At 44.7% G+C, this 13,177-nt stretch carries 15 protein-coding genes; 5 read left to right on the top strand and 10 right to left on the bottom strand.

The annotated features are described in order from the left end of the window. Window positions 1-15: 15 nt before the first annotated feature. Window positions 16-489 carry a tRNA adenosine(34) deaminase TadA gene (gene tadA / locus LLF92_09630; protein MCE5341367.1) on the bottom strand — a complete coding sequence of 158 codons (474 nt, stop codon included), beginning with the start codon at window positions 487-489 and terminating at the stop codon, window positions 16-18. Between the two features lie 79 nt (window positions 490-568). Here tadA and LLF92_09635 point away from each other — a divergent pair, with 79 nt between their 5' ends. Then, the gene (locus LLF92_09635; protein ID MCE5341368.1) at window positions 569-2,458 is read left to right on the top strand and encodes an ATP-binding cassette domain-containing protein; all 1,890 of its coding nucleotides are present in this window, start codon (window positions 569-571) and stop codon (window positions 2,456-2,458) included. 56 nt (window positions 2,459-2,514) lie between these two features. Here the strand turns inward: LLF92_09635 and LLF92_09640 are convergent, their stop codons facing one another. From LLF92_09640 to LLF92_09655, 4 genes are all read right to left on the bottom strand, one after another. Then, the gene (locus tag LLF92_09640) at window positions 2,515-3,636 is read right to left on the bottom strand and encodes a PXPV repeat protein (protein ID MCE5341369.1); all 1,122 of its coding nucleotides are present in this window, start codon (window positions 3,634-3,636) and stop codon (window positions 2,515-2,517) included. A gap of 91 nt (window positions 3,637-3,727) precedes the next feature. Next, window positions 3,728-4,252, bottom strand: coding sequence for a hypothetical protein (locus LLF92_09645; GenBank protein ID MCE5341370.1), 525 nt, complete (start codon window positions 4,250-4,252; stop codon window positions 3,728-3,730). 100 nt (window positions 4,253-4,352) lie between these two features. Next, complete coding sequence (locus tag LLF92_09650) at window positions 4,353-5,183, bottom strand: aminotransferase class IV (protein ID MCE5341371.1); 831 nt, start codon at window positions 5,181-5,183, stop codon at window positions 4,353-4,355. Window positions 5,184-5,241: 58 nt separating this feature from the next. Continuing rightward, complete coding sequence (locus tag LLF92_09655; protein ID MCE5341372.1) at window positions 5,242-5,535, bottom strand: hypothetical protein; 294 nt, start codon at window positions 5,533-5,535, stop codon at window positions 5,242-5,244. A gap of 398 nt (window positions 5,536-5,933) precedes the next feature. Here LLF92_09655 and LLF92_09660 point away from each other — a divergent pair, with 398 nt between their 5' ends. The 3 genes from LLF92_09660 (at window position 5,934) to LLF92_09670 (ending at window position 8,904) form a co-directional block, all read left to right on the top strand. Further along, window positions 5,934-6,578, top strand: coding sequence for a TMEM165/GDT1 family protein (locus LLF92_09660; GenBank protein ID MCE5341373.1), 645 nt, complete (start codon window positions 5,934-5,936; stop codon window positions 6,576-6,578). 61 nt (window positions 6,579-6,639) lie between these two features. Next, window positions 6,640-8,277, top strand: a complete 1,638-nt coding sequence (locus tag LLF92_09665) for a hypothetical protein (protein ID MCE5341374.1) — start codon at window positions 6,640-6,642, stop codon at window positions 8,275-8,277. A 15-nt stretch (window positions 8,278-8,292) separates the two neighbouring features. Further along, complete coding sequence (locus LLF92_09670; GenBank protein MCE5341375.1) at window positions 8,293-8,904, top strand: flavodoxin family protein; 612 nt, start codon at window positions 8,293-8,295, stop codon at window positions 8,902-8,904. 34 nt (window positions 8,905-8,938) lie between these two features. Here LLF92_09670 and LLF92_09675 read toward each other — a convergent pair whose 3' ends face one another. From LLF92_09675 to LLF92_09695, 5 genes are all read right to left on the bottom strand, one after another. After that, a complete protein-coding gene (locus LLF92_09675) occupies window positions 8,939-9,934 on the bottom strand; it encodes a bifunctional oligoribonuclease/PAP phosphatase NrnA (protein MCE5341376.1) in 996 nt (331 codons plus the stop codon). 44 nt (window positions 9,935-9,978) lie between these two features. Next, on the bottom strand, window positions 9,979-10,362 hold the full coding sequence (locus LLF92_09680; GenBank protein ID MCE5341377.1) for a HEPN domain-containing protein: 384 nt from the start codon (window positions 10,360-10,362) through the stop codon (window positions 9,979-9,981). Beyond that, window positions 10,352-10,654: a nucleotidyltransferase domain-containing protein gene (locus LLF92_09685; GenBank protein MCE5341378.1), complete on the bottom strand. Its 303-nt coding sequence runs from the start codon at window positions 10,652-10,654 to the stop codon at window positions 10,352-10,354. Before LLF92_09685 ends, LLF92_09680 begins: the two co-directional genes overlap by 11 nt. A 67-nt stretch (window positions 10,655-10,721) precedes the next feature. Beyond that, entirely contained in the window at window positions 10,722-11,435 is a 714-nt protein-coding gene (locus LLF92_09690; GenBank protein ID MCE5341379.1) for a hypothetical protein, read from the bottom strand. A 19-nt stretch (window positions 11,436-11,454) separates the two neighbouring features. Beyond that, the gene (locus LLF92_09695; GenBank protein MCE5341380.1) at window positions 11,455-12,429 is read right to left on the bottom strand and encodes a bifunctional riboflavin kinase/FAD synthetase; all 975 of its coding nucleotides are present in this window, start codon (window positions 12,427-12,429) and stop codon (window positions 11,455-11,457) included. Window positions 12,430-12,539: 110 nt separating this feature from the next. On the opposite strand from LLF92_09695, the gene LLF92_09700 reads away from it, so the two are divergent. Next, window positions 12,540-13,115, top strand: coding sequence for a hypothetical protein (locus LLF92_09700; protein ID MCE5341381.1), 576 nt, complete (start codon window positions 12,540-12,542; stop codon window positions 13,113-13,115). The last annotated feature ends 62 nt before the right edge of the window (window positions 13,116-13,177 follow it).

A 13,177-nucleotide genomic window follows, 5' to 3' on the forward strand; every position in this document is an offset into this window, starting at 1 on the left:
ATGGCTCTGAAAGTTTCAGGCATTGTCCTCAATGGATTTTCTTTTATTCCTGAAAAAGTTTTGCAGCATTGCTGCACAGTCTTCGCCGAGTACATCTTTTGTAACTTCGAGTCTGTGATTGAGTCTGGTGTCTTGTACGATGTTGTACAAACTGCCGCAGGCGCCGGCTTTCGGGTCACTGCAACCAAAAACTAACCTGTCGAGTCTTGCCAGTACCAGTGCGCCCGCACACATCGGGCACGGTTCAAGCGTAACGTAAATCGTGCAGCCGTGAAGACGCCAATGGCCGACGTGTTCTGACGCCGCGGTCAAAGCGATTATCTCCGCGTGCGCTGTCGGGTCGTTAAGATGATGACGCTGATTATACCCCTTGGCGATAATTTTATTTTCTTTAACGATTACCGCACCGACCGGCACATCCTCATTTTCCAAAGCGGTATACGCCTGGTCTATCGCGGCTTTCATAAAATATACGTCTTTGTCGTCCATATCATAATTTTACTTAAAATTCGGCAGATTTTAAAGATAATTCTGATATAATGCTCTGTTTTCAACAGGCAAAATTAATATGGCAGTAATCGGAATGCAGGATGTGAGCATAGGCTTTGGCGGAAGGCCGTTGCTCGAAAATATAAACATACAAATCAACGCCGGCGACAGGATATGTCTGCTGGGGCGAAACGGCGTGGGTAAAACTACGTTTATGAAACTCATAGCCGGTGAGGTCATACCTGAAAAAGGCGATGTTTCACGTTCGCCGAAAATGTCTATTACCTGTCTGATGCAGGATGTGCCGGGCAATCTTAAAGGCACTGTTTTCGAGCTTGTTTCCGAAGGGCTTGGCGAATGCGGAAGATTGCTTGCCGAATATCATATTGTCAGTCATCAACTCGCGACAGACCACGAAAGTCCGACACTGCTCAATAAACTCGAAGCTATTCAGCACGGTATCGATTCGCAGGACGGCTGGCAGATGGATAAATATGTTGCCGACATCATTCAAAATATGGAGCTTGACGCCGACGCATCAGCGGAAAGTTTATCTGCCGGAATGAAAAGACGCGCGCTGCTTGCGCAGGCTCTTGTGCGTCAGCCTGATGTGCTGCTGCTGGACGAGCCGACAAACCATCTCGATATAAAAACCGTCGTGTGGATAGAAGCATTTCTGGCAAATTATAAAGGCACGCTGATTTTTGTAAGTCATGACCGCGTATTTGTGAAAAAACTCGCGACACGAATTTTTGAGTTCGACAGAGGGCAAGTTATAAACTACTCGTGCAATTATGATACTTTTCTTGTTCGCAGAGATATAGCCAACGAAGCACGAGAAAAAGAAGAATCGCTCTTTGATAAAAAACTCGCTACCGAAGAAGTGTGGATTCGCAAAGGCATAAAGGCACGGCGGACACGCAATGAAGGCCGAGTGCGGGCGTTGAAAAAAATGCGTGACGAACGACATCAGCGGCGGGAAGAAACCGGAAACGTTCGCATCCAATTGCATCAGGTTCAGCAGTCCGGCAGATTAGTAATTGAAGCGAAGAATATTTCGTTCGCATATCAGGCGGATAGGCCGCTGATTACAAATTTTTCAACCACTGTTATGCGCGGCGACCGAATCGGCATCATCGGGCCTAACGGTTCGGGCAAGACTACCCTGCTGCGGATACTGCTGCAACAACTCGAACCGCAAAACGGCTCGGTGCGACACGGAACAAATCTTGAAATCGCGTATTTCGACCAACTGCACGCAGAACTCGATTACGATAAATGCGTTTATGAAAATATCGCAGGCGGAAATAAAACTATTGAAATCAACGGAGCACGGCGGCATATAGTCGGCTATCTTCAGGATTTTCTGTTCACGGCGGAACAATGTTTAGCGCCCCTGTCGAATCTTTCCGGAGGTGAACGCAACCGACTACTGCTGGCGAGACTTTTCACGCAGCCGTCGAATCTGCTGATTATGGACGAACCGACCAACGACCTTGATGTCGAAACGCTTGATTTGCTCGAAGAAGTTTTGCTCGACCATCCGGGTACCCTGCTGCTTGTCAGTCACGACCGGCAATTTTTAAATAATGTTGTTACAAGCATAATCGAAGTTGAAGGCAACGGGGCTGTGAACGAATACGACGGCGGATACGACGATTATCTGCGGCAGAAAAAACAACTGGCTAAAGCAGATGCGGAGGCGGAGGAAGTTAAGACACAACCAAAAGTCGAACCGAAAACACAGGTGCGGAAATTAAGCTATAAAGAAAAACAGGAGTTGAACGCCCTGCCGAAAATTATCGAAAAATTGGAAAACGAACAAAAACAGTTACACGAAAAAATGGCCGATGCGTCGATTTATAAAAATGGTGCAGAAGCAGCGGCAGTCGGCACAAGAGCGGCAGAATTAAAAAAACTTCTGGAAACTACCTATGCACGCTGGCAGGAACTTGAAGAATTGAAATAAAAAACCCTCAACGTGCAGTCGAGGGTTTCAGGAGGAAGAAGAATTATTTTTTATATTTACTTGCCGTAAATTAATTTCAACTGTTCTTCGGTCGGCATTTTCGGATATCGTTCACCTTTGGGGCCGACAAATTCGCCGTTTTCCTTTTTCAAGGCAACTACCGTTTTTGTGCCGTCATTTTTTGTAATCTCAAAATTCAATTCGCTTGTGTTGTTACTGTCCGGAACGCCATACAATGCCTTGAGTTGCTCTTCGGTCGGCATTGTGTTGTACTTTTCGCCTGCGGGGCCGACATAACCATCACTGGTTTTCTGCAAAGTTATCGGCGTCTTTGAGCCATCAGAAGCTGTGAGCCAAACCACGGTGTTGTCGTTTTCAACTTTTTCGACTTTATGGCCGTAAATCATTTTCAACTGGTCTTTTGTCGGAACTGCCGCATAATGCTCGCCTTTTGGTCCGATGTATTCATCGCCGTCTTTGTTCAGCACTATCGGCAGATTTTCGTCAACCCACACTGTTACAGAATTTTCAGCAGGCGCATTTGTTTTTAAACCGTATTGAGCGCGAAGCTGGTCTTCTGTCGGCATTGTTGCATAATATTCATTTGACGGCCCGACAAAGCCATTGCCGGAAGGCGTCAGTGTAATCGGTGTTTGCGAGCCATTGTCGTTGGTAATCCATACTGTAAAATTCGCTGGTTTTGCCTGCACTGTACGTACGCCATAGAGAATTTTTAGATCATCTTCGCTCGGCATTGTTGCGTAATATTCGCCGCGAGGACCTTTGTAGCCGCCTTCACTGGTGCGTGTAAGCTTGATTTCTGTTTTCGAGCCGTTGTCGTTTGCAATCCAGACAACCGCAATTTCAGTCGGTGCCGGTGCGGGAGTTTGAACAACAACCGTTTTTTCTACGACGACAGGTCTTTCCACAACAATCGGTGCCGGCGCAACATAAACCGGAGCAGGCTCAACGTAAACTACCCGCTGCGGCGGATAAACATAAACCCGTTCAACCGGAGGCGGAGCGATAATCAAATCAATATTAAAACCCCAACGCGGGCCGTGTCCCCAATGTCCGCCATGTCCATGGTAACCGCCATGATGACCTGCAAATGTATATGCGGGAATCGCTAAAAAGGCGAGTGCCGCTATTAATATTATAAACGTTTTCTTAAACATTGTAGTTCCTTTCAGTCTATTATTACTATTGTTTTTTTCAGCTTTCCTATGCTTGCTATATTAGTGTATTGCATTTATCAATGGTAACATACTATTGAGCGGCAGCAATATATGTGCTGGTCAAAGCAGGAGTTACATAAACGAATCTTAACTGCTGCTCTGTCGGAACAGTCAGGTAACGCTCGCCATTTGGGCCGAGATACGTTTCGCCGTCACGGGTAATTACCACGATTTTCTCCACGCCGTTGATTTTACCGAGATAGAAAATGATGTTGTTTCTTACCGGTGGCGGTGAATAGACGCCATACAACGGCTTGAGCTGCTCTTCTGTCGGCATTGCCTGATAGCACTCGCCCTTGGGGCCAATGTAGCCCGCGGCGGTTATGGTCAGCCTAACTTCTGTTTTGGAACCGTTGTTGTTTGTAATCCAGACGGTAACAATATTTGTCTGTATCGGCATTGGTTGCATTATTATCTGCTGCGGATAGGCAGCAGGTCTGAAACGCGGATGGGTATAATGGTGAAAATGTCTGGCTCGGATGTTGTCGAAAGCAAAGATGTTTTCTGTTAATAACGCAATCACTAACAACGCAACTAAATCTATTCTCTTTGCCATTGTAAACTCCTTTCAAATTAATCCATGTCTGTAATAACGGTGTATGGAGTTTGGGCACAGTAACAAAATAAAATGACAAAGCAATTTTGTGTGTTTTAGGTTACTTAACCAGATTTTTGAATTCTTCGATGAGCCGTTTGGTGTATTTGCCGGGTTTGCCGTCAGCAATGGTTTTGCCGTCAAATTTCACGACCGGCACAACATCTTTGCTCGAAACCGCAATGAAAAGTTCGTCGGCTTTTGTGCACTGTTCGGGGGTAATCTGCTTTTCCATCAGCTCAAGGCCGGCGTTTTTGTAAATCTTCATCACAAACAAACGCGTTACCGATGGCAAAATATTTATCGCCAGCGGTGAAGTATGCAGCTTATTCCCAAAAATTTCGAAAAACGCACTCGATGAGCCTTCTGTAACAAATCCCTTGTCGTCAACGAATATCGCTTCGTCGCAGCCTGCTTTGTGCGCTTTACGTTTGGCCAGTACATTGGGCAGTAAATTGAGCGATTTGATATCACAGCGTTTCCACCGAGTGTCGGGAGTTGTAATTACGGCAATGCCCTTCTGCTTTTGCTCGGTTGCTTCTTCCAGTTCCGAGATAATCAAAAAGAAACGAGGAGTAAGGCCTTCGGCGGCATGGTCGCGAACGCCTGCGCCGCGTGTTATATGAAAATATATCTTGGCGTTGGAAAAGCCGGTCTTTTCCCATGTGGAAACGACCTTCCCGCGGATGTCGTCCACGTCGACGCCATCAATCTCAATCTCCGCAAGCGAACGCTTGAAACGAGCCATGTGCTCGTCCAACGCGAAAAGTTTGCCGTTGTAACTTCGCAAAACTTCGTAAACGCCATCACCAAAGAATGTACCGTAGTCCTGATGAGCTAAATCGAGTTTGTCCGCCTCGATGAGTTTATCGCCAATCATAGCAAGCTGCATCTTTATAAAATCCTAAATCCTAAGTATTCAAATCCTAAAATATATTAAATACGAAAAACTAAACTAATCCATTATCGTCTTTACTGTCTTCGCCGTCAATCTTCCATTTTTCAGATTCGTCGATATCGCCCATTTCCCGCTCCATGTATTTGAAAATCTTGTCCTGCAAAGGTGCAATCTTCTCCTGCCACTGCTGCATCCCCCTGTATGAGACCAAAAGCATATCCAGGCGAATTAATTGCCATTTAGCGATACATTCCGGCTCTTTAATGTTAATAAAGGGGTCGCATTTGAAAGTTCGCCGGTTATCAGCACCCATCTCACAAAACTCACAGTCTTTACATTGTATCATTACCGCACCTGAAAAAATAATAATTAGGTACTTGCAAAAATTCATAAAACATTATATCTTATCCCCTTAAATAAGTTTACGAAAATATTAAAAAAATTATCTTTGGAGTATATTGGTAATGGCTAAGCCGCGTAGAAGACGTAAAATAGGAAGTAAAAAGAGACACCAGAAATGGAAAATCAGGCATCGTAAGTAATGGATTGTGTTAAAGGGCAACAGCTTGTTTGTTGCTTGTTTATCGCAGTTCTATTATGTATAGATGGGCTATTCGTCCTGATAAACTGGTTTGATACGCCGGCTTTAGTGTGGGCTTTGCGGTTTCGTTAAATACAACTTGCAGCAGTCTTACTGTGTCTATGTCCATACATTTAGACAAAGGCCAATCTGAAAGCAATTAAATGGAAGCATTTATAGCATCTCTCTTTTTTGTCGTTCTTGCAGAAATGGGAGACAAAACGCAACTGCTTGCGATGGCTTTCGCGACCAAATACAAAGCACACAAAGTTCTTATCGCAGTATTTATCGCTACCATCATCAATCATGCTCTGGCGGCATACACCGGCCGGCTACTATCTGCGGTTATGCCAATGGACATAATCAATCTAATCGCGTCGCTGTCTTTCATTGGCTTCGGTCTGTGGACAATTCGCGGCGATCAGCTTCACGGCGAAGACAAAAAAGAAACACGATTCGGCCCAATAATTACCGTAGGCATCGCGTTTTTTCTGGCGGAAATGGGCGATAAAACTCAACTGGCAACCGTGAGCCTTGCGGTTGAATATAATAACACATTCAACGTGCTGATGGGGACTACGCTTGGAATGGTAATCGCCGACGCAATAGGAATTATCATCGGCGTCGTAATGCACAAACATATTCCTGAAAAAGCAATCAAATGGACCGCAGCGATTATTTTTATGATATTCGGATTTGTCGGAATACACAATGCCTTGTCCTCAAAATTAAATCCTTTATACGTTTGGGGCATTATCGCGGGTCTGGCCGTCTGCACAATTCTCACGGCCGATCGTTTTAGAAAATAAGGTAGATTCTAAAGCCCTTTCCCCTTATAATACACAAAGTCTAATTTATATAGGAGGTACAATGACAGACTATTCAATAAGCTCAACCGGCGAAAAATTCCCTATCCCAACCAAAGACCAATATCCGTCAGAACTTGAAAGAGTTCGGAAGCTTGCGGACTCGGCACGTAAAGACGGCAAAGAAGTTGTCGTTGTTATGGGCGTCGGGTTTGTTGGCGCAGTTATGGCGGCTATCGTCGCCGATACAGTAGATAAAAAGACCGGCAAACCGTCAAAATTCGTTATCGGCTGTCAAAGGCCAAGCGCAAGAAGCTATTGGAAGATTCCAATGCTCAACAAAGGCGTATCTCCCGTTAAGGCTGAAGACCCTGAAGTTGACCCAATGATATCCCGATGCGTTAATGACAAGAAAACACTAATCGGCACATACAACAGCGATTGCCTCGAACTGGCGGACTGTGTTGTGATCGATGTGCAATGCGATTATCTGAAAAAAGACCTGGGGCAACTGCGGACAGGCACAACCGATATGGCCGCACTCGAGGCGACGATGAAGACTATCGGCCAAAAAATTCAGCCGAAATGTCTTGTGCTCATCGAGACAACAGTAGCGCCGGGAACAACGGAATTTGTAGCATGGCCGATTTTGAAGAAAGCCTTTCAGGCACGCGGCATTAAGAGCGAACCATTGCTGGCACACAGCTTCGAGAGAGTAATGCCTGGCAAACAATACGTCGCTTCCATTCGCGATTTCTGGCGAGTATGTTCAGGCTGTAACGCTGAAGCACGCGCAAGAGTTGAAAAATTTCTGCGGGAAGTACTCAACACCGAAAAATTCCCGCTGACCGTTATGGACAGACCCATTGAATCTGAAACAACGAAGATTATTGAGAACTCGTATCGCGCTACAATACTCGCGTTCTTAAATGAATGGTCCATTTTCTCCGAACGCAACGGCGTTGATTTGATAAAAGTTATCAATGCCATCAAAATGCGTCCCACGCATAGTAATATGATATTCCCCGGCCCCGGCGTCGGCGGATATTGTTTGCCGAAAGACGGCGGTTTGGGTTTTTGGGCATACAAACACATTCTCGGCTTTGAAGATGATATTTTCAAGATGTCAACGATGGCAATTGATATTAACGACACTCGCGGCCTGCACGTTACAACGCTGACTCGCGATGCGCTCCGGAATATGGGCAAATATATCGCCGGCGCAAAAGTGCTGCTGTGCGGTGCGAGCTATCGTCAGGATGTCGCCGACACAAGATACAGCGGTTCGGAAATAGTTGTACGCAAACTGACTGAAATGGGAGCCGATATTGCAGTTCACGATCCATACCTCGAACACTGGTATGAATTCGAACAACAGGATACATATCCGGCTGTTGGACATTCATGGTCGAGATTTTTCAGGAACCAGGAACACTTAAAGGATATTCACGTACAAAGCAATCTTCAGGAATCGCTTAAAGGTGCTGAAGTGCTGATTCTTGCTGTGCCGCACGAGCCTTATCTAAAACTGAATCCTGACGAAATTGTCAAATGGGCAGGCGCACCAATCGCAGTTGTTGATTGCTTCGGCATTCTCGACGACGCCGCTATCAAGCGTTATTTCGAATTAGGCTGCGAAGTGAAGGCACTCGGTCGCGGACATATTCAGCGAATTAAAGAATCTGTACGTAATAAGAAATAAATACGAAATTCGGAAATGAGTAAAAAAATTCTGGCAATCGTCGGAACATATCGCAAAGGCGGAATTACAGATTCGGCTGTCGATGAGATACTGTCGGCGGCACAAGAAAACGGCTGCGAAACAGAAAAAATTTACCTGCTCGATAAACATCTTGAATTTTGCACAAACTGCCGAAAATGCACGCAAATGCCCGGCGAACACTATGGCAAATGCGTTCTTAATGATGATTTGGACGAAATTCTTCAGAAAATAGAAAACGCAGACGGTTTCATTCTCGCTTCGCCCATCAATTTTTACAATGTTACCGCCCTTATGCGGAAATTCATCGAAAGACTTGTTTGTTTTGCTTATTGGCCGTGGGGAAAATCGGCGGCACCAAAATTAAGAAGCAAAGTGTGTACCAAAAACGCTGTTTATATAACTGCCACCGCGATGCCGGCAATTATGCAGATATTATTAACCGGCGGGCCGAGAATTTTGAAAACTGTCGCGAAACTTCTGGGAGCTAAAAAAGTAATTCCGCTGGTTATCGGCACAGTCGCGGCCAATGAAAAAGAATCTCTGCCGAAGAAATATGTTCTAAAAGCGAGAAAAGCAGGCAAATTTTTAGCCGCAGAGAATTTTTAATTTTGCCACAGAGAACACAGATATCACAGAGGTTTTATTTCAACTGCTTTTCAAATTTGTCTAAAATAAGTTTCTTTACTTCGTCCAGTGAGCCTTTTAGATTAACGCCGGAAGCCATTTTGTGGCCGCCGCCGCCAAGTTCGCTTGCGATTTTCTGGACATCCACACGGCCTGTGCTTCGCAACGCGCAGCGGAAACCGCCATCCTTCAATTCAATAAATAACGCTGCGGCTTCAACCACGCTGACACGCTGGCATTCGTTTACAAATTCCTCCGTATCCGCTCCTATCGCACCGGTCGCGTCAAAATCGCTTCGCATAATGTGCTGTAATGCAATTTGGCCATCGTGATGAAACTCAAGATTGTTCAGCATTTTACCAAGCAATTTTAAACGAGCGGGCGAATAATTCTTGTAAAGCTTGTGATATATCTGGGCAGGCTTTGCACCAAGCTCTATAAGCGATGAGGCATTGCGCATCACCCTGCTGTCGGTATTGTCAAACCTGAACCAGCCTGTGTCGGTAGAAAGAGCCACATAAACAGCCTCGGCAATCTGTGGTGTGATCTCCCATTTGGCAAACTTAAACAAATCGAAGATAATTTCACCAGTGGCCGCGGCGGTTGAATCAACTATCTCAACAGCACCCAAGCCGTCACCTGTAACGTGATGGTCAATTACAAGCACAGGCAGTTTTGAGGTCTTGAGCCATTTGTCAAATTCCGGAAGCTGGACATAACTGTTGGTATCGACAATCACAATCAAATCAAACGAGCCAAACTCGCCGGACCCAAGCTGCTCAAGTTTTACATCATTGCCAAGCACCGGAACAGGTTTACCAAAAAGAAAATCATACCAAACCGCAGGCGGTGAGAGCAAAATCGGCTGCGCACTTTTGCCGAGATTGGCGGCCATATCGCAAAAGGCCTTCATACAGCCAATCGCGTCGCCATCCGGACGGGTATGCGAAGTTACAAGGAAACTTTTGCTGTTGTTAATTAAATCAAGCGCTTTTTGAAAATTTTTAGACATATCTATTTTCTATCACTGCTTTCTCAAACTAATGCAGCCGAAAGTCATAACAGTTTTTGTACTGATTTAAAAACATTTTCAGCTATTAGAATACATTTGTGGCAAACGGCTTTATCTGGTATGAAATCCGGCAAAACGCTCATCAATGGATATTTTGACGGCAAATAAACCGAATCAAATAATTCGCAATCCTCTTTGGAAATATCAATTCTTATATTATGTTGATTGAGTAAGCCAACAATTTCAGAAATGCTATGACTTTTTAAAACTTTAATCGAATGCTCAACCAGCAATGATTTTAAGGCCTTTTCAATAGACTGCTGAACATTTTGCAAACACGGATTATATAAATTACTCTCAAACAACACCTGCGAAGATTTTAAATTTTCCTCTGCATACTCAAGCCATCTTCTGGTCTCATCTTTCATAGACAACCCTGCCCATTGCAATCTCATCCATAAAAAAACCTTCTCTTGCGTCCGGTCTTAAGGGGAAAATATCGAGAGCAATTTTTTCCGAAACCGGCCGTGTCTTTTTCCTGTACTTCATCGCTAACGACAAATACTTTTCATTGCTGTCCTGAAACACAGCCACATCAATATCGTTAGGGTTTGGTGAAGTCAGAAAAGAGCCAAAAATCACGATTCGGCGAACTTCCGGTTCATCATTCAGAAAATTTACTATGTTGTTTATTATATTTTCTTTGTCTATTTGTGTCATAACTCCACCATTCTACTAAAATAAACTCACAAAGAAAAGGCTTTTTTACGCGCAATAAATCTGGCTGTTATTTCTGCTGCTGCAAGGTTTTTATTAACATCTCTAAATCCATACTCTTTTCCGCTTTTCCTTCAAAATCAAACGCTTCGTAATGCTTGTTATCCGAAGTTATAACGGCCTGGCCTCGCTGGATGGTAAAATCAGGAGCGAGCCAGCCGGTGATGTATAAATCGCCGTTGACTTTCCTGACTTTGCCGCCATCGGCATTGTTATACTCAACCAGCATATACAATCCATACGCCAGAAAATAGATTTCGTCTGTCTTGTGCGGCGACTTAACATTAATCCTGTCGGGATACGGCACGAAATTGCCCCTGATTTTGCCAAGAGCAATTTGATATTCCTTCGCCTTGTTCGGGCCGACAGAATATTCGCCTGCCCAGTTGCCTTGGACTGTATAGTTCGGGTCAAAAACTAAAGTAAGAAAGCCCCTTTCATCATTGCCCCTGTGCAGGTTGGCTTTCAAACCTATTTTTTCTGTAATTTTAGGGTGAATAGGGAAAGGCTTGCCGAGCTTATTGCGAACCGTAATTTTATACAGATTGCTCCATTGCTTCCACGGCGGATTTTTCATTTTTTGGCCGGTATTTATTTCAATGCCGGGGCCAAGAAACGACCTGTAATAAAACCACACACCAATCAACACACAAATAAAAAGCCCCAGAATCATTGCATAACCAGAACGGCTGCGCTTATAAAATTGCGAGCGAATCCCTTTCATTTTTTTCTCCTTGTGCAAATTATTTGTTAGAAAGAATATACTCCGACTTTTGACAATCTTTTGCAATTTGCTCTTTGAGTTTCTCTTCCGATTCGAAACGAATCTGCGTGCGAATAAAATCCACAAAATCCATCGCAAGATATTTTCCATATAAATCTTCCGGCTTCTTATCAAGCAGATGTGCTTCGATAAGCAGAGGGTGGTTGGATACGAAAGTTTTTGCCCTGCCAATACTGAAAACGGCGGGCGATTTCTGATTCTTAATCGCAAGTTCATCAACGCTATCTGCTAACGATACGAATCCCGCGTAAACGCCTTCAGCGGGTATAATCTGGTCGTGCGGGTCGATGTTCGCGGTCGGATATCCCAATTCAGTGCCCTTTCCCCTGCCCTTGACAATGCTTCCCATAAGGCGGTAAGGCCTGCCAAGTGCGCGGGCGGCATCGGCAACATCGCCGCGGTGCAGCAAATGGCGAATCATCGTGCTGGAAACTCGCATCGATGCGTTTCCGACCAGTAACTGCTGCGGCTCAATTATGGTAACATTAAAATTATGCTGTTTCGCCAGATGCTCAAGAGTCCGCACGTTGCCGCTGCGGCCGTAACCAAAATGGAAATCATCGCCTTCGATTATCGCTTTGGGGGCAATTTCCTTCATCAGAAATTTCACAACAAAATCGTCCGGCGAAAGCGAGAGCATCTGATAATTGTCTTTCATAACAATCATATAATCTATGCCGGCCTGTTCGAGCAGAGCGGCTTTCAAACGCAAAGGCGTAAGAACTTTTGGCATTCTGTCTGGGTGCAAAATCGCGGCCGGGTGAGGGTCGAACGTCATTACCGCAACGGGACAGCCGCCGAAATTGCCGGATAACTGCTTTGCGGAACGAATTATTTCACGATGACCGAGATGGACGCCATCAAAGTTGCCGATTGTCAGGCAGCAATGACGAAGGCCATTGTCAATCCCTTCAAGTTTATCTATCGTAATCATATCAAAATCCTTTCAAACTATTTTACGATTAAAGAATGTTTTGGGCAAGTATTTTAAAGGAGATATATTTTTGACTTTTTAGGGCATTAGTGTACAATCAGGCTATGATAATGAGAATGAGCGATAATCCTCTTTTTGACGCGACCAAACCGCCTATCGCCGAAGTCGTGCGGGCACAAACGGCGGCTATGGGTAAGGAATTTTCACAAAAACAGTTCGATGATCTGTTCGGACGGATAACCAGCCTATACGAAGTTAAGACCTCTATTTATGTCGAGGAAATAGCGGCAATCGCGGAAGAAATTTATATTCAGCCCCAAATCGGGTTCGACCTTGTCTCGCTCAAGACAACACTGGGACCAAAGATACTTCCAACGGCGACAGTTGTACTCGAAACGCCAAAGAAAGAACACATCACTTCACAGGCGGCAGGATGCAGTACGACCGATGCAATATGCACCGCAATTTCCGAAGCGACGCAAATAAAAATTTTCCTTAAAAACCTTGCGTTTAATTCAATCGTGGAAGGCACAAATTCGCTCGGACAGGTAAGCATTACTACTGAATATCATAACAGGCAGGTGCGAACGACAGCTTGCTCAATCGATTTGCTTGAAGCAATCGCCAAGGCTTATCTAACTGCTATCAATATCGTAATGGACAGAGTAAACCAGCAATTAGATTAAGCCACGGAGAATAATTTTTGTTTTAGCCACAGAGAACACAGAGCTCACAGAGATATTTAACT

The sequence above is a fragment of the Planctomycetaceae bacterium genome, from assembly GCA_021371795.1.
Lineage (GTDB): Bacteria > Planctomycetota > Phycisphaerae > Sedimentisphaerales > UBA12454 > UBA12454.

Excerpts from the sequence above, each read along its gene's own strand:
- LLF92_09700 (MCE5341381.1), top strand. The coding sequence starts at position 12,540 with ATGAGAATGAGCGATAATCCTCTTTTTGACGCGACCAAACCGCCTATC.
- LLF92_09645 (MCE5341370.1), bottom strand. The coding sequence starts at position 4,252 with ATGGCAAAGAGAATAGATTTAGTTGCGTTGTTAGTGATTGCGTTATTA.
- LLF92_09650 (MCE5341371.1), bottom strand. The coding sequence starts at position 5,183 with ATGCAGCTTGCTATGATTGGCGATAAACTCATCGAGGCGGACAAACTC.
- LLF92_09680 (MCE5341377.1), bottom strand. The coding sequence starts at position 10,362 with ATGAAAGATGAGACCAGAAGATGGCTTGAGTATGCAGAGGAAAATTTA.
- LLF92_09665 (MCE5341374.1), top strand. The coding sequence starts at position 6,640 with ATGACAGACTATTCAATAAGCTCAACCGGCGAAAAATTCCCTATCCCA.
- LLF92_09660 (MCE5341373.1), top strand. The coding sequence starts at position 5,934 with ATGGAAGCATTTATAGCATCTCTCTTTTTTGTCGTTCTTGCAGAAATG.
- LLF92_09670 (MCE5341375.1), top strand. The coding sequence starts at position 8,293 with ATGAGTAAAAAAATTCTGGCAATCGTCGGAACATATCGCAAAGGCGGA.
- LLF92_09685 (MCE5341378.1), bottom strand. The coding sequence starts at position 10,654 with ATGACACAAATAGACAAAGAAAATATAATAAACAACATAGTAAATTTT.
- tadA (MCE5341367.1), bottom strand. The coding sequence starts at position 489 with ATGGACGACAAAGACGTATATTTTATGAAAGCCGCGATAGACCAGGCG.
- LLF92_09695 (MCE5341380.1), bottom strand. The coding sequence starts at position 12,429 with ATGATTACGATAGATAAACTTGAAGGGATTGACAATGGCCTTCGTCAT.
- LLF92_09690 (MCE5341379.1), bottom strand. The coding sequence starts at position 11,435 with ATGAAAGGGATTCGCTCGCAATTTTATAAGCGCAGCCGTTCTGGTTAT.
- LLF92_09635 (MCE5341368.1), top strand. The coding sequence starts at position 569 with ATGGCAGTAATCGGAATGCAGGATGTGAGCATAGGCTTTGGCGGAAGG.
- LLF92_09675 (MCE5341376.1), bottom strand. The coding sequence starts at position 9,934 with ATGTCTAAAAATTTTCAAAAAGCGCTTGATTTAATTAACAACAGCAAA.
- LLF92_09655 (MCE5341372.1), bottom strand. The coding sequence starts at position 5,535 with ATGATACAATGTAAAGACTGTGAGTTTTGTGAGATGGGTGCTGATAAC.
- LLF92_09640 (MCE5341369.1), bottom strand. The coding sequence starts at position 3,636 with ATGTTTAAGAAAACGTTTATAATATTAATAGCGGCACTCGCCTTTTTA.